The organism is Pseudarthrobacter sp. NPDC092202 (assembly GCF_044755505.1).
Taxonomy (GTDB): Bacteria; Actinomycetota; Actinomycetes; order Actinomycetales; family Micrococcaceae; genus Arthrobacter.
Genome location: NZ_JBIVRG010000008.1, coordinates 67,674 through 90,052 on the forward strand (window position 1 = coordinate 67,674; position 22,379 = coordinate 90,052).

The window sequence follows — 22,379 nt, forward strand, 5'->3', positions numbered from 1 at the left end:
CGGCCTCCTGCCGGACCGCAGCACAGTTTCGCAACAGCAGCAGAAAGATGGCACCACAGATGACCACCGCCCCACCCGTCACCGCCCGCTCCCTCCGCGTGGGAATCGCAGGATGCGGAGCGATCTCCTGCAACCACCTTGAGGCATTCCGGGCACTTGAGAACGTTGACATAGTCGGAGTCTGCGACACGGACCCGGCCCGAGCCCGCAGTACCGCCGAGGCGTGGGACATAGCGGCGGCAGTGAACTCGGTCCAGGAACTTTTGGACCTGGACCTGGACGTCGTCTCGGTCTGCACGCCGCACCCCACCCACGAAGCAGTGGTGCTGCAGGCAGCTGCGGCAGGGGTCCACGTTCTCTGCGAAAAGCCGATCGCCATCGAGTTGGGATCGGCGGAGCGCATGGTGAAGGCCTGCGAGGACGCCGGCGTGAAGCTCGGCGTCCTCTTCCAGCGCCGGTTCTGGCCCGCCGCCCAACGCATCCGCGCAGCGATCGATGACGGCACGCTGGGCCGGCCCGTCATGGGCCAATGCTCGGTGATGCTGCTCCGCGAACCGGAATACTATTCCCGGGACCCCTGGCGCGGAACCTGGGCCAACGACGGCGGCGGAGTCCTGATGACCCAGGCCATCCACTACATCGATTTGCTCCAGTGGTTCATGGGTGACGTGGCCGAGGTCTACGGAAAAATCACCGCATACAAACACAACGAATACATTGAGGTGGAAGATTCGGCGACGGCCGTCATCACGTTCACCTCCGGCGCCATGGCTACCCTCGAAGCGTCGACGGCGGTGTCCCCGAGCCTTGGCGTTCAGCTCAGGATCACAGGGGAGACCGGTGCCTCCGCTTCGTTGACAGAATTCCCGGAGGGCAGCGACGGGCGGGTGGACCTGTGGGCCGTATCCGGGACCATCAACACTGAGCCTGCCTACCCCGAAGGCGTGGAGCCGAACGTCCCCCTGGCCACGATCAACGGCCAGCTCATCCCGCACCACACGGCCCAGGTCAGCGATTTTGTGCACGCACTCCGGAATGGCGGCGAACCGGCAATCACCGGGCGTGACGCCATGGCTGCACTGCGGATCCTGCTGGCAGTCTACGAATCGTCCAGGACCGGCCAGCCGGTCCGCTTCGCCCCGCTGCCGGCAGGTACCCAACCCCAGGCACAGGCTGCGGGCTAAGGAAAAGTCATGGAACAGAACACACCCCACGCCTCCCGCCCCTTGCTGCTCGGCCGTAACGGCCGTACCCCAAGGACCCTCCGTAACCGCCTTGCCTCAGCTCCCATGGAGCGGAACTACGGCACCGCGGACGGCCGGATCACGGAGCAGTACATCGACTACCTCGTCACCCGCGCCAAAGCCGGCCTCGGCATGGTCACCACCGAGGCCACCTATGTCCGTGCCGACGGCAAGGGCCGCACCCACCAGCTCGGCCTGCACAGTGATGCCATGATCCCGGGCCTGCGCAAACTCACCGACGCCCTGCACGCGGAGGGCGCCCTTGCCGCCGTCGAACTTAACCATGGCGGCCGCACCGCCCAGGCCGCTGTGAGCGGTCTCAAGAACGTGGCGCCGTCACCGGTGCCGTGCGAGGTGGCCGGCGGGGAGGTTCCCCGCGAGCTGACGAGCGAAGAGTGCCACGAGCTCGCGGAGGCCTATGCCCAAGCTGCCCGCCGTGCCGTGGAAGCCGGCTTCGATGCCATCAACATCCACGGTGCGCACGGCTACCTGATCCACCAGTTCATGTCGCCCATTTCCAACCACCGCATGGACGAGTTCGCCGCGCCCGAACGCTTCCTGAACCTGGTCATCGACGCCGTCCGGGCGGCAGTCCCGGACACGATCGTTGGCATGCGCGTCTCCGTGGTGGAAGGCCCGGCGGGCGGCATCACGGCCGGGCAACAGGTGGACATCATTGCGAAGGCGCACCTTGAACACCTGGATTTCCTGGACCTTTCCGCCGGCAGCTACGAGGCGGGCGAGTGGATCGTCCAGTCCGGTGAATGGAAGCCCGGCATCCTGGCCGACTACGCCAAGGCCTACCGCCGGTTCGGACTGCCGCTGGGCATGGCCGGCCGGCTCAACTCACCCGCCATCATCGAGGAAGTCCTCCGCGACGGCACCTGCGACTTCGTCAGCCTGGCCCGCGCCATCCACGCGGACCCGGCCTTCGTGGGCGGTGTCCTGCGCGGTGAACGGTACCGGCCCTGCATCGCCTGCAACGTCTGCATCGACAACCTGGGCCTCGGCCAGGTCACCTGCACTGTCAACCCTGCAGTGGGGCGCTCCCGCGTCCCCGTCCCCACACCTGCCGTCCGCGGCGGCGCCAGGGTAGTGGTGGTGGGCGCCGGCCCCGCGGGCCTGACCGCCGCCCGGGAACTCGCCGAAGCGGGTGCGCAGGTGACCGTGTTCGACGACGGTGCGCGCCCCGGGGGCCAATTCGCCCTTGCGGAGCGGATGAAGTCCACCCCGGACTTCCACCGCTTCACCCAATGGTCCGTCGAGGAAAATGCGCTGCTGGGCATCGACGTCCGACTGGGATCCCGCATGGATACTGCGCACCTGGACGAGCTGGTGCGAGATGCCGCGGCAGACGCCGTCGTGCTGGCCACCGGCGGGCTCCGGCCCGTGGCCGGGTTCATTGGAGCAGAGTCCGCCAACGTTACAGACGTCCGCGACTGGCTCGCCACCCACCCGGAAGTGCTCAGCGCCGACGCGGCAAAATCCGATGTTCCGGATGCCGTGACCATCTGGGGAGCAGACTCCGTTGCCATGAGCGTCGCTGATACCTTGGCCCACAAGGGGACCGCCGTCCTTCTGGTGGGCCCCCAGGAGGCCGTCGCCCCGGAATCCGGCCGCAGGGCCAAGATCCTGGCCGTGCCCCGACTCCAGGCCAACCCACGGGTGCGCATCCGGCTCGGCTCGGTCATCGAAGAGTACGACGGCGCACGGATCCGGATCAGCGGTGCGGGCCTTCCTCCTGAAGGCGAATGGCTGGACGCGCCGGGACCGCTTCTGGTCTCGCGGTCCGTGATTCCGCTGGACGGCACTGTCCCGGCAGACCTCCGCGACGCGGACCTGAGCCGCGAAGCCGGGGTGCCGGTGACGATGGCCGGAACCGTGGTGGACCAGACGCCGGCCATCGCCTCCAACGCCATCAAGAGCGGCTATGACGCAGCACAACGGATCGCCACGTTGCTGGCGTCTGGAACCGCCACTACCAACGAACTGAGTTTGAACGGAGCACACTCGTGACGCCCAACCCGGCCCGCCACGTCGGCCTGGCCCAGCTGTCCCTGCTTAGAACCGCACCGCCGGACCTCGTGGGCATCGCCGCCCAGGCGGGCTTTGATTTTGTCGGTGTGCGCGTCCGTCCCGTAACGCCCGCGGAACGCCCTTATGACCTTCAGCCTGGTTCGGCGATGCTGCGCGAAACACTCGCGCGGATGCAGGACACCGGCGTGACCGTTCGGGACATCGAATTCCTGCTCCTGGACGGCAGCGACCAGAGGGACGCCTGGTTGCGGATGATGGAAGCGGGCGAGGCCCTGGGGGCACGTTCCCTCACTGTGGCGGGAGCCGATCCGGACAACGCCCGGCTGGTCCACACCCTTTCCCGGATGACCGAGGACGGCCGAAGTTTCGGCATCACCCCAACCCTGGAAGCAATCTCCTACCAGCCGGTTGCCTCGATCGCCCAGGCCGCGGATATCGCCCGCCAGGCCGGCTGCCGCATCGTGGTGGATACCCTGCATTTCAACCGCTACAACGGTCCAGCGGCCGCCGCCCAGTGGGAAGAGCTGCGGGCCAGCGCAGACCTCGTGCCGCTGCTCCAGCTCTGCGACGGCCCTGCAGAACGGCCCGGCAGCCGCGAGGAGCTGGTCATCGAATCCCGCTCAGAGCGGGCGGTGCCCGGTGACGGTGGGTTCGACCTTTCTGAAGCAGTTGCCGCACTTCCTGACAACCTTCCCGTGAGCGCTGAGGTTCCCTCGGACCGGCGCGTGGCAGAGATGGGCGGGCTCGGGTGGGCACGCCGCCTCAAAGCCGGCATGGATGCGGTGCTGGCGGAGGCCCGCACCCTTCGGCAAAGCGGGACACCGCATGGGGCAGAGGCGAGATGAGCGTCATCAATGCAGACCTGACGACGGCGGAACTGACCCCGGGTGTCCACATTCCATTTATTGGCCTGGGAACATGGCCCCTGACGGGCGAGGATGCCGCCACAGCAGTGAACCAGGCTATTTCGAACGGCTACCGGCACATCGACACGGCCGAGAACTATGCCAACGAGGCAGCCGTGGGGGAGGGGATCCGCCGCAGCGGAATCGACCGCGGGCAGCTGTTCCTCACCACGAAGTTCAACACCCAATGGCACAGCCGTGGCGGAGTGCGCGATGCCCTCGGAGCATCCCTGGCACGGCTCAAGGCCGGCTATGTGGACCTGTTCCTGGTCCATTGGCCCAACCCTGGGCAGGGCCGGTTCGTCGAGGCCTGTGAAGGACTGCAGGACCTGGTCAACGACGGTTCAATCCGGGCCTGGGGCGTGTCAAACTTCACTCCAGGCCACCTTCGGCTGGTCCAGGATGCAGGCCTGGCCGTGCCGCTGAACCAGGTGCAGGTCGACCCCGAGCACGGTCAGCCTGCGCAGCTCGCCTACCACCGGGAGCACGGCATCCTCACCGCCGCCTACAGCCCGCTGGGCCGCAACGGCAACTTCCTCGACCATCCTGCGGTCAGGGGGCCCGCCATGGAGCTGGGCAGGACACCGGCCCAGATCGTCCTGCGCTGGCACGTGCAGCATGGCCGGGTAGCGGTCCCAAAGTCCGCCGACCTCCACCGCCAGCGCGAGAACCTGGACGTCTTCGGCTTTTCCCTGACGCCGGAACAGATGGCGGCAATCGACGCCCTGGAAACCGGCGCGCCGCCACGCCTGGATCCGGATACCTTCTTCCACTGAGAAAGCACTGACATGACTGCACCATCACCCCTAGAACCAGCATCTGCACCCGCCCTGCCCGGCGTCGACTGTGACGTCCTGGTGGTGGGCTCCGGAGCCGGCGGCCTTTCCGCAGCGGTTACGGCCGCCTACCACGGCCTGAAAGTCATCGTGGTAGAGAAGGCCGCGGTCTGCGGCGGGGCCACATCGTGGTCCGGCGGTTGGGCCTGGACTCCCGGCAACCCGTTGGCCAAGGCCGACGGCGTCAACGAGGACCATGAGCTGTTCCGCACCTACCTGCGCCACCGGCTCGGCCGAAACTACAAGGAAGACAGGGTTGAGGCCTTCCTGGAGGCAGTCCCCCATATGGTGGGCTTCTTCCAAGACAAAACCAGCCTCCAGTTCGTGCCCGGAGCCAAGATCAAGGACATCTACGGCAGCACGCCGGGGGCTGGCACCGGCCACCGCTCGGTGGGTCCCAAGCCAATGAACGCCCGCCGGATCAGGCCGGAGCTGCGGGCCAAGATGCGCCACCAGCTGTACGAGACGTCGTTCCTGGGCATGGGCATCATGGCCGGCCCGGATCTGACCAAGTTCCTCTCCGCCTCCCGCGGAAACATCCGGGGCATCGTCCATGCCGGGTGGCGGGTAGCTTTCCATGTCCTGGACCTGCTCACGCACCGCCGGAACATGCAGCTCGTCAACGGGACGGCCCTCACCGGCCGCCTCCTCAAGTCCGCTGACGACCTGGGGGTGGAGATCCGCGTCTCCACCCCTGCCAGGCACCTGCTCACCGACGGCTCGGGCAAAGTGACAGGCGCCGTCGTCAGTTCCCCGGACGGTGAACTGCAGATCAACGCCTCCCGCGGCGTCGTCCTGGCCGCAGGCGGCTTCCCCAATGACGTCTCCCGCCGCAAAGCACTGTTCCCGAAGACACCCACGGGCAGGGAGCATTGGACGCTCGCGCCAAAAGAGACAACCGGGGACGGCATCACCATGGCCCAGGCCGTGGGCGCCCGCTTCGAGACAGACATGGCGTCGCCTGCCGCGTGGTGCCCGGTGTCGCTGGTCCCCTACCGGAGCGGGCGGACCGGAACGTTCCCGCACATCATGGACCGGGCCAAGCCGGGAAGCATCGGAGTCCGGCGGGACGGGAAACGGTTCGTCAACGAGGCCAACGGCTACTACGACTATGTGGAAGGGCTGCTCAATGCGACGCCAGAGGGTGAACCCGTGGAGGCCTGGCAAATCGCCGATGCAACCTTTGTCCGCAAGTTCCCCCTGGGCATGGCCAAGCCGCTGCCGGTACCGCTATTCCCTTACGTGCGCTCCGGCTACCTCAAAAAAGGCAACACCCTTGAGGAGCTGGCCGCCGCCTGCGGCATTGATCCCCAAGGGCTGGCGGAGACGGTTTCGGCTTTCAACGCCAATGCACGCACGGGAACGGATCCCGAGTTCGGCCGCGGCGGGACCGAGTTCAACAGGTACGGCGGCGACCCCGGCAACCGGCCCAACCCCTCCCTGCGCCCCCTGGAAAAGGGCCCGTTCTACGCGGTGAGAATTGTCCCCGGTTCCTTCGGCACCTTCGCCGGGCTCGCAGCCGATGCGCGCTCGCGGGTCCTGGATACGCAGGGCAATCCCATTCCGGGCCTCTACGTTGCGGGCAACGACCAGGCCTCGGTCATGGGCGGACACTACCCTGCTGGAGGAATCAACCTCGGACCGGCACTGACCTTTGGCTACATAGCCGGACGCGACCTCGCCAACGCCACGCGCTACGAAGACGACGGCGACCATGCGCCGGCAGCGACCGCCTCCTCATCCTGAGGGGAAGCAAAGCGCCGCTTGCCTGCGCAGGCAAAGTTTGACGACGCCGCCGGCCACCCTTTCGGGGCGGCCGGCCGACGCCGTCCATCGTTTTGAATGGGCTACCGCAGCACCACGGTGCGGTTGCCCTGCAGGATGACCCGGCCCTCGGAGTGCCAGCGCACCGCGTTGGACAGGGCCTTGCATTCGGTGTCGCGCCCCGCGGCCACCAGGTCCTCGGGCCCGTAGGTGTGGTCCACCTCCACGGTCTGCTGGGAGATGATTGGTCCCTCGTCCAGCTCGCTGTTGACGTAGTGCGCGGTGGCACCGACGGTCTTCACGCCGCGGGCGTAGGCCTGGTGGTACGGCTTGGCGCCCTTGAAGCTGGGCAGGAACGAGTGGTGGATGTTGATCGCCTTCCCGTCCAGCTTGCGGGTCAGGTTGTCGCTGAGCACCTGCATGTACCGGGCCAGCACCACGAGCTCCACATCGAACTCGTCCACCAGTTCCAGCAGGCGCGCTTCGGCCGCGGGCTTGGTGTCAGCGGTGACCGGCACGTGGAAGAACGGGATGCCGTGCCATTCCACCAGCGCCTGGTGGTCGGTGTGGTTCGAGACCACGGCCACCACATCCACCGGCAGCTCGCCGATCCGTGCCCGGAACAGCAGGTCGTTGAGGCAGTGTCCGAACTTGGACACCATGATCAGCACCCGCCGCTTGGAGCCGTGCGGTTCCAAGCGCCAGCGCATCCCAAAGCGCTCTGCAACGGGACCGAAAGCGGCCCGCAGCGTATCCGCGGTGGAGGCGTCGCCGTCGGACGCAAAATGCACCCGCATAAAGAAATGCTTTTCGGACCGTTCGCCGAACTGCTGGTTGTCAATGATGTCGCAGCCATGCTCCAGCAGGAAGCCGGACACGGCGTGGACAATCCCGGGGGACTCAGAACAGTCCAGCGTCAGGACATGCTCCACGGTGGTCACCGGCTGCGGGACGGAAGTTTCAATCTCAGTAGCAGTCATGGTTCAGCACTCGATCACATTCACGGCAAGGCCCCCTCGGGACGTTTCCTTGTACTTGGTTTTCATGTCGGCACCCGTCTCGCGCATCGTCTTGATGGCTTTGTCCAGGGACACCTTGTGGCTGCCGTCGCCGTGCAGGGCAAGGCGGGCGGCGTTGATGGCCTTCACGCTGGCGATGGCGTTGCGCTCGATGCAGGGGATCTGCACCAGCCCGCCCACGGGATCGCACGTGAGGCCCAGGTTGTGTTCAATGCCCACCTCGGCGGCGTTTTCCACCTGCGCCGGGGTGCCGCCCAGCACCTCGCAGAGTCCGGCGGCGGCCATGGAGCAGGCGGAACCCACTTCACCCTGGCAGCCCACCTCGGCCCCGGAGATGGAGGCGTTGATCTTGAACAGGATTCCGACGGCGGCCGCGGCCAGCAGGAAGCGGACCACACCGTCATCGTTGGCGCCGGGCACAAACTTCACGTAGTAGTGCAGCACCGCGGGAACGATGCCCGCCGCGCCGTTGGTGGGTGCCGTGACGATCCGCCCGCCGGCGGCGTTTTCCTCGTTCACGGCCAGCGCGAACAGGTTCACCCATTCCATCGCCCGGAGCGGATCAGTCACACCGGTGTCCGCGGTCAGGGTTTGGAACAACGACGGCGCGCGGCGGCGGACGTTAAGCCCGCCGGGAAGGATGCCTTCCGCGGCGCAGCCGTTGTCCACGCATTCGCGCATGACAGCCCAGAGCCCGAGCAGTTTTTCCCGGAGTTCGGCTTCGGTCCGCCAGGTCAGCTCGTTGGCGAGCATGACGTCGGAGATGGACATGCTTTCCCGCGTGCAGATCTCGAGGAGTTCGTCAGCGGTGCTGAACGGGTAGGGGAGGACGGTGGCGTCGGCCACCACCCTGTCGCCGGCGTCCGCGTCCCCGTCAACAACGAAGCCGCCCCCAATCGAATAGAAGCTCCGTTCGCTCAGGACGGACCCGGTGTGGTCCAGTGCCCGGAACGTCATGCCGTTCGGGTGGGCCGGAAGGGCCTTGCGCCGGTGCAGCACAACGTCCTCGTCCCAGTTGAAGTCCACCCGGTGGTCCCCGCCGACCCACAGTTCGGCGTCCAGGGCCGCGGCGGCCACCTGGTCATCGGCCGTGAAGGTGTCCACGGTTTCCGGGTCCAGCCCCTTGAGGCCCAGGACCACGGCCTTGTCCGAGCCGTGGCCCCGGCCGGTGGCGCCCAGCGAACCGAACAGTTCCGCCTGCACGCGGCGGGTGGAGCTCAGGTGTCCGTCGCCCTTGAGCCCGTCGGCGAACAGCTTTGCTGCCCGCATCGGGCCGACCGTGTGTGACGACGACGGACCGATGCCAACGGAGAACAGGTCCAGGACGCTGAGCGCCATTTAGGGGACCTCGGGGGAGGCGTACTCCCGCATCGCGTCGAGCAGCCAGCGGCCCAGGAAATCCGCGAAGGACGCCCGGGGGAAGAGCCGGAAGGTCTCCTCGCCGGTCTTCCAGAGCACCACGGGGATGTTGCCGATCTCCGTGGACAGTGCCGTTCCGGCCTTCAGGACACGCGGGTGCAGGTCCAGGGCGCAGCCCTTTTCCAGGACGGCCCGGGAACGCGGTCCGGTGAGCTCGAAGGTGGTGCGGTTGGCGGAAAGGTCCACCACCTGGCCTGCGCCGTCACCGAGTGCCTCAAGCAGCGCACGCAGAAGGTCGCCGCCCAGGGACTCGTGGGCTTCGCGTGGGGCCACCACCAGGAACTCTTCCGGCCCGAGCCACAGCACGGACACGTCCCCGCTGCCGGTAACGCTGCCGCATCCGGCCGGCAGTCCGCCGGTGACGGCGGCAATGCGCTGTCCGGCGTCGCTGTCCCGGTTGACCCGGAGGCCCACCATGGTCAGGAAAGCTGTTTCGGACAGTTCCACCACGCCCCGGACGGAGCCGGTTTCAAAATCTGCGCGGAGCTGTGCGGCGGGGCTGACACGGAGTGAGAGGTTCTTCTCGTAGGAGGTTGCGGGTGCTGCTGTTTCAGCCATCTTTGCGGGTCCCTTCGGGGTCAAAAAGTACGGTTTCGGCGACGACGACGTCCACCAGCTGGTCGCCGGCGGCAGCCACGAGGGTCTCGCCGATGCGGTTGCGGCCGTTCTTGATCAGGGCCAGGCCAAAGGACCTGCCGAGCGCCGCGCTGTGGTAGCTGGAGGTGACGAAGCCTTCCATCGGGACCGGGCCGTAGGCCGGGTTGGTGGAACGGCCCTTCTCCACGAGCTGGGTACCTTCCGGCAGTCGCAACGTCCCGTCCACGGGAAGGACGCTGACCAGGTGCTTGCGGTCCTCGCGCTGGCCGTCGGCCCGTGAGTAGGAGCGCTTGCCGATGAAGTCCTTGGCCTTCGAGACGATCCATTCCATGCCGGCATCCTGCGGGGTGACGGTGCCGTCCGTGTCCTGGCCGACGATCGGGTAGCCCTTTTCGGCGCGGAGCACGTGCATGGTTTCCGTGCCGTAGGGGGTGATGTTGAATTCGGCACCGGCCGCGGCCACGGCCTCCCAGGTGTTCAGCCCGTACCAGGCCGGCACGTTGATCTCGTAGGCCAGTTCACCGGAGAACGAGATCCGGCAGATCCGGGCGCGGACGCCGGAGGCCAGGGTGGTTTCGCGGAAGGTCATGAACGGGAAGGCTTCGGCTTCCAGCCCGCCGTTGGCAGCCAGTTCCGGTGCCACCTTCGCCAGGACCGCGCGGGATTTGGGCCCGACGACGGCGATGGTGCTCCACTGTTCTGTCACCGAGGTGCAGTGCACGTCCAGCTCAGGCCATTCGGTCTGCAGCCATTCCTCCAGCCAGTCCAGCACCTTCGCGGCGCCGCCGGTGGTGGTGGTCATGAAGTAGGTGTCGTCGTCCAGGCGCAGGGTCACGCCGTCGTCGAAGATCATGCCGTCCGCCATGCACATCACGCCGTAGCGGGCGGAACCCGGGGCGAGCTTCTTGAACGCGTTGGTGTAGATCCGGTTGAGGAACTCACCGGCGTCCTTGCCGCGGATTTCGATCTTGCCCAGGGTGGTGGCGTCCATGAAGCCCACGGACTCGCGGACTGCGGCGCACTCGCGCAGCACGGCAGCGTCCATGTCCTCCCCGGCCTGCGGGTAGTACCAGGGCCGCTTCCACTGCCCGACGTCCTCGAACAGCGCGCCCTTCTCAACGTGCCACGGGTGGATGGACGTCTTGCGGGCGGGATCGAACAGCTCCCCGCGCTGGCGTCCGGCCAGTGCCGCGAAGGCCACAGGGGTGAACGGTGCGCGGTAGGTGGTGGTGCCGATGTCGCCGATGCCGCGGGAGGCCTCGCCGGCGGTGCGGAGCGCTGCGGCGATGACGCCGATCGCGTTGACGCCGGAGGTCTTGCCCTGGTCATTGGCGGTGCTGATGGAGGTGTAGCGCTTGATGTGTTCCACCGAGCGCATGCCGGCTCCGGTGGAGCGCAGCACGTCAGCGACGGACTGGTCGCGCTGGAAGTCCACGTAGTGATGGTGCCAGTCGTCCGGGGTGCCCTGCTCGCCGGGGACCAGCCACAGCTGGCGGGTGGGGGCGGAGGCCTTCGGCTGGGCGAGCGGTGAAGGTTCGACGGCGGATGCGAAACCGGCCGCGATCGCGGCAGAAGCTCCGGCGGAGATGCCCTCGGCCAGGCAGTCGGCCAGCTCGAAGCTGCCGCGGCCGGAGCCGATGGTCTGCTGGTTGGGAACCACGGTGCTCGGCACAAAAGCGGCCAGCTCGTCGTCCCAGCGCAGCTTGCCCTGGCGCTGCGAGTGCAGGTGCACCAGCGGGCTCCAGCCGCCGGACACAGCCAGCAGGTCGCAGGCGATCTGCTCGATGCCGGAGGTGAGCTCGCCGTCGTCGTTAATGCTGCGGACCGTGACGCCGTCCAGGCGGCCATTGGTTCCGGCGGCGGACGTGTTGGCCACGGCGCTGCCGATCAGCACCCGGGTGCCGGCCTCGACGGCGGCAGCAGCCACGGCGGTGAGCTGCGGACGGGCGTCCACCACGGCGGCGACCTTGACGCCGGCGGCGCGCAGGTCAGCGGCCACGGCGTAGGCGCTGTCATTGGTGGTGCTGATGACCACGCGCTGCCCGGCGGCCACTCCGTAGCGGTTCAGGTAGCTGCGGACGGCGGAGGCGAGCATGATGCCGGGGCGGTCGTTGTTTTCGAACACCAGGGGACGCTCGTGGGCGCCCGGTGCCAGGACCACCTGGTTGGCACGGATGTGCCAAATCCGCTGCCGGGAGACTCCGGAGGCGGCGGGGGAGGACAGGTGGTCCGTGCGGTTCTGGACGGCGATCACGTAGTTGGCGTCGTAGGCGCCGAAGGCCGTGGTGCGGTTCAGGACGGTGGATTCGGCGCCGGAGACGAGTTCGGCTTCGACGTCAGCCACCCATTCGAGGGCGGGCTTGCCTTCGATGGTCTCGGCCAGTCCGGGTGCCGTGGAGCCGGACAGGAGGGAGCCGCCCAGTTCGGGCTGGTCGTCCAGGAGCATCACGCGGGCTCCGGTGCGGACGGCTTCGCGGGCAGCGGCCAGGCCGGCGGGGCCGCCGCCGACCACCAGGACGTCGGTGTGGACGTACTTCTTGTCGTACTCGGCGCGGTCCTCCTCCGGGTCAAGCTTGCCCAGGCCGCTGAGCAGTTCCGCCTTCAGGCCGTCCACCAGGGTGACGGTGGTGGCGGGGAGCATGGACTCGGCGACGTCGCCGGGGAAGCGCGCCGCGATCTTCACCATCGCGTTGGATTCCTCCACGCCGGCTGACATGATGCCGCGGGGCCGGTCCTCGTAGAGCGAGTTGCCGGCGTTGATGCGGCCGTTGGCGATCAGGGCCGAGGCGAGGGTATCGCCGGGGTGGCCGGTGAATTCCTCGCCGTCCACGGTGAAACGCCAGGAGATGGTGCGGTCGATGCGGCCGCCGGAAGCGAGGCGGGCGTTCTGGGAAGTCACTTGGTTGCTCCTTCCGGGGCGGTGGTGCTGGCGTTGGTATCCGGTGCGGGGAGGCTCGTTCCCGAAATGCTCGTTCCGGACGTGCTCGGTGCCGCGGTTCCGGTGGTGGTGCTGTCCGGGGCGAGGCTGGCGGTGCCGGTTTCGGCGGTCACCTTGCCGGCGGCGTCCGGGCGGGGCGTGCCCATCGGGTAGATGGCCTGGATCTCGTAGGTGACGGTGTCGCGGAGCATGTTGAACCACTGGCGGCAGCCGGTGCTGTGCAGCCAGCGCTCGGCGAAGGCACCCTTGGTGTTGTCGCGGTAGAACAGGTACTCGGCCCACTGGCGGTCGGTCAGCTCGTTGGGGTTTTCCGGGTAGGGGACGTGGGCCTGGCCGCCGTAGTGGAACTCGGTCTCGTCGCGGGAGCCGCAGTTGGGGCAGGAGATGAGCAGCATGTGCGTCTTCTTTCTTAAGTGCAGTGTTCGCTGGCGGCTAGTGGGCCACGGCGGCGGCGCCGTGTTCGTCGATCAGCGCGCCGGTCTCGAAGCGTTCCAGGGCGAACGGCTTGTTCAGCCTGTGCGGGGTGCCGGTGGCGATGTTGTGCGCGAAGGTCATGCCGGCTGCGGGGGTGGCCTTGAAGCCGCCGGTGCCCCAGCCGCAGTTCACGAACATGTTCTCCACGGGGGTGTTGCCCACGATCGGTGAGGCGTCCAGCGTGGTGTCCACGATGCCTCCCCAGGTCCGGAGCACGTGCGCCCGGGCGAAGATGGGGAAGAGTTCGACGGCGGCGGCCATCTGGTGCTCGATCACGTGGAAGGAGCCGCGCTGGCCGTAGCCGTTGTAGGAGTCCACGCCGGCGCCCATGACCAGTTCCCCCTTGTGCGCCTGGGAAACGTAGACGTGCACGTGGTTGGACATGACCACCGTGGGGTGGACCGGCTCGTGGAGTTCGGAGACCAGGGCCTGCAGCGGGTGGGACTGGATGGGGAGCCGGAACCCGGCCATCTCGGCCAGCACCGAGCTGTGCCCGGCGGCGGCCAGGCCAACCTTTTCGGTGTTGATGGTGCCGCGGTTGGTCTTGACGCCCACCACGCGGTTGCCGTCCTTGACGAAGCCGGTGACTTCGCAGTTCTGGATGATGTCCACGCCCATTTCGTCGCACTTGCGGGCGAAGGCCCAGGCAACGTGGTCGTGCTTGGCGATGCCTGCACGGGGCTGGTAGGTGGCGCCCATGACGGGGTAGCGGATGTTGTCGCTGATGTTCAGGATGGGGCAGAGTTCCTTGACCTGCTTGGGGTCCAGCCACTCAGCGTCCACGCCGTTGAGCTTGTTGGCCCCCACGCGCCGCATGCTTTCACGGACGTCACCCAAGGTGTGGGCGAGGTTCATGACGCCGCGCTGGCTGAACAGGAAGTCGTATTCGAGCTCTTCGGGCAGGATTTCCCACAGCTTGAGGGCGTGCTCGTAGATGGCCGCGCTCTCGTCCCAGAGGTAGTTGGAGCGGATGATGGTGGTGTTACGGGCCATGTTGCCGCCGGCCAGCCAGCCCTTTTCCAGGACGGCGATGTTGGTCATACCGTGGTTCTTGGCCAGGAAGTAGGCGGTGGCCAGGCCGTGCCCGCCGCCGCCCACAATCACAGCGTCGTAGGAGGACTTGGGCTCCGGGTTGCGCCAGAGGAAGTCGGGGTGCTCGGGGAGGAGGTCTGCGCTCACTGGGCCGCTCCAATCAGGTCTGCTTCGAATTCGGTAATGTCCTCGGCGTCGTTGCTGAGGTGGGGGTAAAGGGGGAACTTTTCCGCCAGGGCGGTGACACGGGCACGGAGTTCGACGGCGGTGCTGTCGCCCAGGGACGTGCTCCCGGAGGCGACGCTGCCCGCCGAGGCGATCAACGCCGTCGCGATAATGTCCGCGACCTCTGTGAATTCCTCGGCGCCAAAGCCGCGGGTGGCGAGGGCCGGGGTGCCGATCCGGAGGCCGGAGGACACCATCGGCGGGCGGGGGTCGAAGGGGACCGCGTTGCGGTTCACGGTGATGCCGATGCGGTGCAGGGCGTCTTCGGCCTGCTGTCCGTCCAGCTCGGAATTACGGAGGTCAACCAGGACCAGGTGGACGTCGGTGCCGCCGTTGACCACGGAGATTCCGGCCGCGGCAACGTCGTCGCGGAGGAGCCGTTCGGCGAGGAGCTTGGAACCCTGGAGGACGCGTTCCTGGCGTTCCTTGAATTCGGGGGAGGCGGCGAGCTTGAAGGCCACGGCCTTTGCAGCGATCACGTGCTCCAGCGGGCCGCCCTGCTGGCCGGGGAACACGGCGCTGTTGATCTTCTTGCCGTACTGCTCCTTGGCCAGGATGACGCCGCCGCGGGGGCCGCCGAGGGTCTTATGGGTGGTGGTGGTGACGACGTCGGCGTACGGCACCGGGTTCGGGTGCAGGCCGGCGGCAACCAGTCCGGCGAAGTGGGCCATGTCCACCATCAGGTAGGCGCCAACGAGGTCGGCGATGCGGCGGAACTCGGCGAAGTCCAGCTGGCGGGAGTAGGCGGACCAGCCGGCAACGATCAGCCTGGGCCGGTGCTCCAGGGCCAGCGCTTCCACTTCGGCCATATCGATGCGGAGGTCGGATTCGCTCACGTGGTACGGGACCACGTTGTAGAGCTTCCCGGAGAAGTTGATCTTCATGCCGTGGGTCAGGTGGCCGCCGTGGGCCAGGCTCAGGCCCATGATGGTGTCGCCCGGATTCAGCAGGGCGAACATGGCGGCAGCGTTGGCCTGGGCGCCGGAGTGCGGCTGGACGTTGGCGAATTCTGCGCCGAACAGGGCCTTGACCCGGTCGATGGCCAGCTGCTCCACAACGTCCACGTGCTCGCAGCCGCCGTAGTAGCGCTTGCCCGGGTAGCCCTCGGCGTACTTGTTGGTGAGGACAGAGCCCTGCGCCTCCATGACGGCGGACGGGGCGAAGTTCTCCGAAGCGATCATTTCCAGCGTTGACTGCTGGCGGCCCAGCTCACTGTTGATGGCCTGCTGGACCTCGGGATCGACTACCGAGAGTCGCTCGTTCAACTGCTCAACCACGGGTGCTCCTTTGAAATACCACTTGCTGTCTAACTGATATATCAGTGTGTGCTCAATGGTATGATTGGGATCACAGCAGAGTCAATAGCTGCATGAAAGTGGCACAGGACTTCCGGTTGGAGGCGTGGTCACTGCATGCAAGAGTCAGCACGGAGAACGGAGCGGCACTGTGAATGCACTTCTTGCCCTGCCTCAGACTGAGGACGAGGCGCCATCCCAGGCGGAGGCCGCCTACCGGCAGCTGCGGGACAAGCTGATCATGCTGGAGATCCGTCCGGGTGAGCCCATCAATGAGGGCCAGCTCGCGGCCGAGCTGGGCTTCGGGCGCACTCCGGTGCGCGAGGCCATCAAACGCCTGGAAGTGGACCACCTCGCCGTTTCCTATCCGCGCCGCGGGACCTTCGCCACGAACGTGGACTTCACCGAACTGGCGGATGTTTCGGAGATCCGCGAACTGCTGGAGCCGCTGGCCGCACGCCGGGCAGCCAAGCGGGCCAGTGAGAGCATGCGCCGCGAACTCCTGCGGGTGGCGGAGGCCATCGCGGAACTGGGGCCGGGCCAGGCCGAATCGCGCGAACTCATGCGTTACGACCTCATGGTGCACCGGCTGATCTATAAGGCGGCTGCCAACCCGCACCTGGAAAGCACCCTGATCCGTTACGACAACCTGGCCACCCGCATCTGGTGCGTGGTGCTGGACAAGGTGCCGTCAGTCAGCGGCCACATCACCGAGCATGTGGACCTGCTTAAAGCAGTGGCCGACGGTGACGCCGACAAGGCAGCCGAACTGGCCCTGCACCACGTCACCAGCTTCGAGGAAACCATCCGCAAGGTGCTGTAGCCCCCCGCGACGCTCTCTCACTTACTGTCGGTTTTACCGGGACCCTCTCGCACTTACTGGCGGTTTTACCGCGACCCTCTCGCACATACTGTCGGTATTACCGCGACCCTCTCGCACTGAAAAGGATGGAAGAACGCAACGATGCCCTCCGCCACCCGGAACGCACAGGACCGAACGGTCAGGTTCGGCTTCGCCTTCATCGGTGTCCTGCTCATTGCAGTCAACCTTCGGGTGTCCTTTGTCAGCGTGGGGCCGGTCCTCGCGAACATCAGCTCCGACCTTGGCCTGTCCAGCGCTGCAGCGGGGTTCCTGACGGGCCTTCCGCTCATTGCTTTCGCCGTCTTTTCACCCCTGGCACCCGGCTTCGCCACCCGCCTGGGCCTCGACCGTGCGCTGTGGATGTCGCTGCTGTTCCTGGCCTCGGGCATCGTGCTCCGCTCCCTGCCTGTTCCCGGCTTCATCTGGGTGGGCACAGCACTCATAGGCCTCGCGATCGCGTTCCTCAATGTCCTGGTCCCTTCGCTGGTGAAGCGGGACTTTCCCAGAAGGGTCAGCCAGCTCACCGGAAGCTACACCGCCACCCAGGCCGCCTTCGCCGCCGTGGGGGCCGCCGTCGTCGTGCCCGTTGCCCAGACTTCCCCTGCTGGATGGCGGCTTGCCCTCGGTATCTGGGTGGGACTTGCCCTCATCGCTATGGCGGTGCTCCTGCCCTGGCTGCGCCGGCACAGCTCCGGCACCATGAATGCCGCCGCGCCGGAGGTGTCCCACCAATCGCCTTGGACCTCGGCTTTGGGCTGGCAGGTGACGATTTTCATGGGGCTGCAGTCGATCGCCTTCTACGTCCTGATGGCGTGGCTGCCTACCATCGAACAAAGCCGCGGGGTCCCGGCGACTACCGCCGGCATCCACCTGTCCGTTTTCCTGCTGGTCAGTGTTTTCGCCAGCCTCATAGCAGGGGGCATCCTTCACCGCGGCTCGGACCAGCGGCTTGTTTCCTTCACCAGCGGCGCGGTGATGGTTGTGACGTTCCTCGGCCTGGCGCTCGCGCCGGACCTCATCCTGCTGTGGGTCCTCCTGGGGGCAATCGGGTGCGGAAGCCTCATTGTCATTGCCCTCTCGCTGTTCAGCCTCCGGACGGTGAACTATCCGCAGGCGGCGTCGCTGTCCGGCATGGCGCAGTCGGTGGGCTACGGCCTGGCTGCTGCGGGGCCGGTGATGTTCGGTGCCCTTCGCGATCTGAGCGGAGACTGGACGCTTCCGCTCCTGGTGACCGCGGGCATCATGGCGGTCCTTGCCGTGACGGGTGTGCTCGCGGGGCGGGACCGGCTGATCAGCGCACCGGCATGACCACCCGCCGTCGTACTTCTATCCAGGTCAGGCCCGCGCCTGGGCCTTCACCGAGGTCCGTTCCACCGCGGGGCAGTGGATTTTCGCAACCCCGCCCGTGCCGGTTCCGGGCGCCCCGTCAAGCCCGAGCAGCATCCGCACACCCGCGGCGCCCAGCTCATAGTGGGGGAGGGACACCGTGGACAGCGGGGGCCGCAGGTGGGCGGCGATGACTTCCTGGTTGTCGAACCCCACCACGGCCATGTCGTCGGGGATGGACAGGCCTTGCTCGCGCAGGCCGTCGTAGAGGCCCATGGCCATCCGGTCGTTGTAGCAGTAGACGGCCGTCACGCCTCGTTTGAGGAGTTCCCCCGTAGCCCGGTAGCCGCCTTCCTGGTCCGGATAGGCCTCCAAAACCAGGGCCGGGTCGAATGGAATCCCCGCCTTCTCGAGTGCGTCACGGTACCCCTGGAGCCGCCCGTCCTTGGCCGGCGCCGGAATGGTGGCGTTGATGAAGGCGATCTTCCGGTGCCCGTGCCCCAACAGGATGTCCGTGGCTGAACGGCCGCCCTGGACCTCGTCGGGCACCACGGCCCGGGTTCCGGGCTCGTTGGAAAAGCAGTTGACCAGGACGAAGTCGGCTTCGCGGAGCGGGGTTGGAATGTCCGTCTGGCGGTGGAACCACGTGGAGTAGAGGATGCCGCGGACTTTGTATTCGAGCATCATCTGGATGGCGTCCTGCTCGAGCTCGCTGTTGCCCTCCGTGTTGGCGATGAGGAGGGCGTACCCGTGCTTCCACGCCTCGTCCTGCGCGCCGTGGATGATCTGGCCAGCGAAGGGCGTGGTGGCAACGCCGTCCGCCACCAGGCCGATGAACCGGGACGTGCCGCTGACCAGGGTCTTGGCCATCGCGTTGGGCCGATAACCCAGGGTCCGGATGGCGTCCTGCACCCGCCGGCGGGTTTCCTCGGCGATCCGGGCGGCCTTTTTCTTGTTGACCACCAAGGACACTGTTGCCGTGGAAACACCGGCCGCTTCTGCCACGTCGCGGAGGGTAACTGGGTGCACGCGCTCCGGGGTTTTCGGCGCCCGGGCGCCAGTGACCGGCGCCTCCGCACCATTCTCCATTGAACTCATCTGCCCTCCTTGAGGAGTATATCCACCAGCCGTTGCCGTCATCCCTTGGTCGCCCCGCTTTCGAGTCCCTGGATCATGGCCTTGTTGAGCACCAGGAACACCAGCAGCAGCGGGGTGATGGTCACGCATACGGCGGCGAACGTTGCCGTCCAGTCCACCTTGCCCATGGCGCCGATGTAGTTCTGCAGGCCCAGCGGAATGGTCTTCAGGTCCTCGGACAGGACGAACGTGTTGGCGAAGATGAAGTCGTTCCAGATGAAGATGCTGTTGACCAGGACCACGGTCACCACGGTGTTCAGGGACAGCGGCATGGTGATCAGCCCGAAGATCCGGTACGGGCCGGCGCCGTCCAGGGACGCTGCCTCGTACGTTTCCTTGGGGATGTACTCGTAGAACGAGCAAAACAGGTAGATGGCCATGGGCAGCGAGAACCCGGCCAGCGGGATGATCATGGACAGGTACGTGTCCAGCAGGTTCACTGCCGAATAGTCAATGAACAGCGGGACCAGGGCGATTTGCACCGGGACGATGATGCCGATCAGGAACAGCCCGCGGACCAGCTTGCTGAGCCGGAACCCCAGCACCTGGATGGCGTAGGCGGCCATCATGCCCAGCAGGACGATCAGGATGTTCGCCCCCATGGTGACGATGAAGCTGTTGAGGATGTTCCGTCCCAATTCCCCCGTTTCAAAGGCCCGTGCATAGTTCTCCCATGTCAGGGAGCTGGGCAGGGCGAAGGGATCGCCGGTGGCGAAGTCCTGTTCGGTGCGGAGGCTGGTCAGGAACAGCCACGCCAGCGGGTACACCTGCACGATCACGATGAGCATGATCAGCACGCGGGACAGCGTCCGGAACAGGTCCGGCCTGCGCCGGCGGCGCTTTCCGGGCGTCCGTGGACGTACGACGGCGGCGGGCGGGGTGGGTGGGGCTGCCTGGGTGATCATGAGTCTGCCTTCCGCTTCAGCAGGAACAGGATGAGGCCGACGGCGACGAGGCACTCAACCACGATGAACACGGAGATAGTGCTGGCGTAGCCGAAGTCCGTGCTGGTGAACGCCGTCTTGTACATATAGGTGGTGAGCAGTTCCGAGGACTGCCCCGGACCGCCGTTGGTCATCAGGTAGGGGATGTCGAAGCCGCGCAGCCCGTAGGTGGTGGCCATGATGGTGGTGGTGATCCATACCGGACGGATGTACGGAAAGCGGATCTTGGTGAACAGCGTCCACCGCGAAGCGCCATCCAGGACGGCGGCTTCCTCAAGCTCCTTGGGCACCGCGAGCAGGGCCGCGTAGATGATGAGCATGTACAGGCCGGTGAAACGCCAGCCCTCCGGTGCGGACACTGCTGCCAGGACCGTGTGGACGTCCGAGAGCCAGGGCCGTTCCAGGCTGCCGAGGCCAACCCAGTGGAACAGCTGGTTGAGCAGGCCCACGGGCTCCAGGGAGTAGATCCGCACGAAGAGGAAGGCGATGGCTACGGTGGAGATGACGGCCGGCAGCAGGTAGAGGGTCTTGATCAGCTCCCGTCCGCGGCGGAGCGAGGTCAGGAGGCTGGCCACCACCAGGGCGCCGCCGAGCTGCAGGACCAGGCAGATGGCCAGGTAGATGAGGGCGTTCAGGAACGCCCGCCAGAAGATATCGTCGGCAACGAACATCCGGACGTAGTTGTCCAGGCCCACGAACTCCATGTCGCTGATGCCGTTCCAGGAAAAGAAGCTCAGGAACAGGGACTGGAGGATGGGAAAGAGGACTGCTGCGCCGTAGGGGAGCAGCGGCGGAAGCAGGAAGACCAGGACCGAGGTCCGTGACCTGTTGGGCAGCATCCTGTTGGGTTGCATGGCGGGGCCTTTCGGGGCCTTGCGGGCGGGGGAGCGCTGGGATCCCCCGCCGCGATGGTTACGTGAAGAAGCAGTGCCTGGGTGAAGAAACAGCGCTTACTTGAAGAACTTCGGGGCGTTCTGCGCGATGGTCTTGTCCATGGTTTCGGTGAACTGCTCAGGGGTGACATTGCCCTGCACCAGCAGCACCAGCTCCTGCTGGAGCCGGCCGTTGGTGGTCGGATCCAGCTGGGTGTCCCAGGGCATGGCCTGCTTTTCGCCCAGGCTGTTGGCCTGGTCCAGGGCCTTCTGGTACAGCGGCGTGGCGTTGGCCGGAACAACGGTTTCGACGTCGGTGGTGGGGGAGAGTGCCCCGGTGGCGGCATATTCAGCTGGGTACTTTTCCAGGGCGAACTTGAGGAAGTCGCTCACCAGGGGATCGTAGGTCTTGGCGTTCACTGCCATGCCGATGCCGGACGGGGACACGAACTCGTTGGCTCCCGTCACGGACCCTGCGGTGGTGGGGAGCGTAAAGAAGTCGATGTCGTTGCGGACGGCCGGGTCCAGCTTGTCCGTGGCCAGGCTGGGCAGTTCCCATGTGCCGATGTTGTACATGGCGGCCTGTCCGGAGGTGAACTGGTTTTGCGCGTCCGAGTAGCCCTGGGCGGAGAAGCCGTCCTGGAAGCACTTGGCCTTGCCCAGTTCCGCCATCCAGTTCACGGTCTTCTGCCCGGCGGGATCGCTGAACTTCGCTTCGCCCTTCTTCAGTTTCTGGACGAACTCGGGGCCTGCTTCGCGGAACGGCTGGTAGGCGATGTAGCGCTCCAGCGGCCACTGGTCCTGGCCGTCGATGGCAATGGGGGTGATGCCTGCGCTGCGCAGGGCGGTGCACATGGCCGGAATGTCATCGAGCGATGTTGGTACCGCCACTCCGGCCTTTTCCAGCAGTGCCTTGTTGTACCAGATGAATTCCAGCTCGAACTGGAAGGGGATCATGAACAGGGACCCGTCGTCGAAGCGCTGGTAGTCCAGGGCGCCCGGACGGTAGTTGTCGTAGATGTCCAGCGACTTCAGAAGCTGCTCGGCGTCCATCATCTTGCCCTGCTTGGCCAGCTGCTGGGCGAAGGGCGTTGCGTCCGTGTCGAACAGTTCGGGCAGCTTGTTGGCTGCCGCCAGCGTCTCGAGCTTCTGGATGTAGGAGGGCCGGTCTGGGGTGGTGATCAGGTTGAGTTCAAAGCCCGGGTGGTCCTTGGCATAGTCCTCGGCGAGCTTCTTCATGATGTTGATGACTGCGCCGTCGGCAGGGCGGGAGAGCAGCCACGAGATCTCGCGGGCCTTGATCTCGCCGGTGGGGCTGACGTTGGAGGGGTCGGTGGAGCTTGCGCCGCCACAGGCGGTGAGTGCCAGGGCGGTGACGGCTGCGGCGGCGGCAGCGCGGAGCATTTTCTTCATTGGGTCAATCTCCCTTGATTGGAACGGATGGTTTGGGTGT

18 protein-coding genes are annotated in these 22,379 nt (G+C 66.5%); 7 read left to right on the top strand and 11 right to left on the bottom strand.

The genetic code is table 11. The annotated features are described in order from the left end of the window. Positions 1 to 59 precede the first annotated feature (59 nt). From ACIQF4_RS13390 to ACIQF4_RS13410, 5 genes are read left to right on the top strand one after another with little or no spacing between them, the layout of a single operon-like run. The gene (locus ACIQF4_RS13390) at positions 60 to 1,184 is read left to right on the top strand and encodes a Gfo/Idh/MocA family protein (protein WP_400517009.1); all 1,125 of its coding nucleotides are present in this window, start codon (positions 60 to 62) and stop codon (positions 1,182 to 1,184) included. 9 nt (positions 1,185 to 1,193) lie between these two features. Further along, complete coding sequence (locus ACIQF4_RS13395) at positions 1,194 to 3,260, top strand: FAD-dependent oxidoreductase (protein ID WP_400517008.1); 2,067 nt, start codon at positions 1,194 to 1,196, stop codon at positions 3,258 to 3,260. Then, positions 3,257 to 4,126, top strand: a complete 870-nt coding sequence (locus tag ACIQF4_RS13400; protein WP_400517007.1) for a sugar phosphate isomerase/epimerase family protein — start codon at positions 3,257 to 3,259, stop codon at positions 4,124 to 4,126. The genes ACIQF4_RS13395 and ACIQF4_RS13400 overlap by 4 nt, the downstream gene beginning before the upstream one ends. After that, positions 4,123 to 4,962 carry an aldo/keto reductase gene (locus ACIQF4_RS13405; protein ID WP_400517006.1) on the top strand — a complete coding sequence of 280 codons (840 nt, stop codon included), beginning with the start codon at positions 4,123 to 4,125 and terminating at the stop codon, positions 4,960 to 4,962. Before ACIQF4_RS13400 ends, ACIQF4_RS13405 begins: the two co-directional genes overlap by 4 nt. Positions 4,963 to 4,974: 12 nt before the next feature. Beyond that, entirely contained in the window at positions 4,975 to 6,768 is a 1,794-nt protein-coding gene (locus tag ACIQF4_RS13410; RefSeq protein WP_400517005.1) for an FAD-dependent oxidoreductase, read from the top strand. Between the two features lie 101 nt (positions 6,769 to 6,869). Here the strand turns inward: ACIQF4_RS13410 and purU are convergent, their stop codons facing one another. The 7 genes from purU to glyA are packed head-to-tail and all read right to left on the bottom strand — an operon-like array spanning position 6,870 to position 15,767. Then, entirely contained in the window at positions 6,870 to 7,766 is an 897-nt protein-coding gene (gene purU / locus ACIQF4_RS13415; protein WP_400517004.1) for a formyltetrahydrofolate deformylase, read from the bottom strand. Positions 7,767 to 7,769: 3 nt separating this feature from the next. After that, positions 7,770 to 9,143 carry an L-serine ammonia-lyase gene (locus tag ACIQF4_RS13420; RefSeq protein ID WP_400517003.1) on the bottom strand — a complete coding sequence of 458 codons (1,374 nt, stop codon included), beginning with the start codon at positions 9,141 to 9,143 and terminating at the stop codon, positions 7,770 to 7,772. After that, the gene (locus ACIQF4_RS13425; RefSeq protein WP_400517002.1) at positions 9,144 to 9,782 is read right to left on the bottom strand and encodes a sarcosine oxidase subunit gamma; all 639 of its coding nucleotides are present in this window, start codon (positions 9,780 to 9,782) and stop codon (positions 9,144 to 9,146) included. It lies immediately after the preceding gene. Further along, the gene (locus tag ACIQF4_RS13430; protein ID WP_400517001.1) at positions 9,775 to 12,720 is read right to left on the bottom strand and encodes a sarcosine oxidase subunit alpha family protein; all 2,946 of its coding nucleotides are present in this window, start codon (positions 12,718 to 12,720) and stop codon (positions 9,775 to 9,777) included. Before ACIQF4_RS13430 ends, ACIQF4_RS13425 begins: the two co-directional genes overlap by 8 nt. Further along, positions 12,717 to 13,154: a sarcosine oxidase subunit delta gene (locus ACIQF4_RS13435; RefSeq protein ID WP_400517000.1), complete on the bottom strand. Its 438-nt coding sequence runs from the start codon at positions 13,152 to 13,154 to the stop codon at positions 12,717 to 12,719. Before ACIQF4_RS13435 ends, ACIQF4_RS13430 begins: the two co-directional genes overlap by 4 nt. A 37-nt stretch (positions 13,155 to 13,191) precedes the next feature. Continuing rightward, positions 13,192 to 14,412 carry a sarcosine oxidase subunit beta family protein gene (locus ACIQF4_RS13440; RefSeq protein ID WP_231457663.1) on the bottom strand — a complete coding sequence of 407 codons (1,221 nt, stop codon included), beginning with the start codon at positions 14,410 to 14,412 and terminating at the stop codon, positions 13,192 to 13,194. Continuing rightward, complete coding sequence (gene glyA, locus ACIQF4_RS13445) at positions 14,409 to 15,767, bottom strand: serine hydroxymethyltransferase (protein ID WP_400516999.1); 1,359 nt, start codon at positions 15,765 to 15,767, stop codon at positions 14,409 to 14,411. Before glyA ends, ACIQF4_RS13440 begins: the two co-directional genes overlap by 4 nt. 169 nt (positions 15,768 to 15,936) lie before the next feature. Between glyA and ACIQF4_RS13450 the strand changes: the two genes are divergently transcribed. Then, positions 15,937 to 16,608, top strand: a complete 672-nt coding sequence (locus ACIQF4_RS13450; RefSeq protein WP_350001455.1) for a GntR family transcriptional regulator — start codon at positions 15,937 to 15,939, stop codon at positions 16,606 to 16,608. Positions 16,609 to 16,749: 141 nt separating this feature from the next. After that, on the top strand, positions 16,750 to 17,955 hold the full coding sequence (locus ACIQF4_RS13455) for an MFS transporter (protein WP_400516998.1): 1,206 nt from the start codon (positions 16,750 to 16,752) through the stop codon (positions 17,953 to 17,955). A 27-nt stretch (positions 17,956 to 17,982) separates the two neighbouring features. Here the strand turns inward: ACIQF4_RS13455 and ACIQF4_RS13460 are convergent, their stop codons facing one another. The 4 genes from ACIQF4_RS13460 to ACIQF4_RS13475 form a co-directional block, all read right to left on the bottom strand. Further along, a complete protein-coding gene (locus ACIQF4_RS13460; RefSeq protein WP_400516997.1) occupies positions 17,983 to 19,071 on the bottom strand; it encodes a LacI family DNA-binding transcriptional regulator in 1,089 nt (362 codons plus the stop codon). Between the two features lie 38 nt (positions 19,072 to 19,109). Continuing rightward, positions 19,110 to 20,015 carry a carbohydrate ABC transporter permease gene (locus ACIQF4_RS13465; RefSeq protein WP_400516996.1) on the bottom strand — a complete coding sequence of 302 codons (906 nt, stop codon included), beginning with the start codon at positions 20,013 to 20,015 and terminating at the stop codon, positions 19,110 to 19,112. Beyond that, positions 20,012 to 20,893 carry a carbohydrate ABC transporter permease gene (locus ACIQF4_RS13470; protein WP_400517030.1) on the bottom strand — a complete coding sequence of 294 codons (882 nt, stop codon included), beginning with the start codon at positions 20,891 to 20,893 and terminating at the stop codon, positions 20,012 to 20,014. The genes ACIQF4_RS13465 and ACIQF4_RS13470 overlap by 4 nt, the downstream gene beginning before the upstream one ends. 111 nt (positions 20,894 to 21,004) lie before the next feature. Beyond that, positions 21,005 to 22,339 (bottom strand): ABC transporter substrate-binding protein, encoded by a 1,335-nt coding sequence (locus tag ACIQF4_RS13475; RefSeq protein ID WP_400516995.1) that lies wholly within the window; start codon positions 22,337 to 22,339, stop codon positions 21,005 to 21,007. Positions 22,340 to 22,379: the final 40 nt, after the last annotated feature.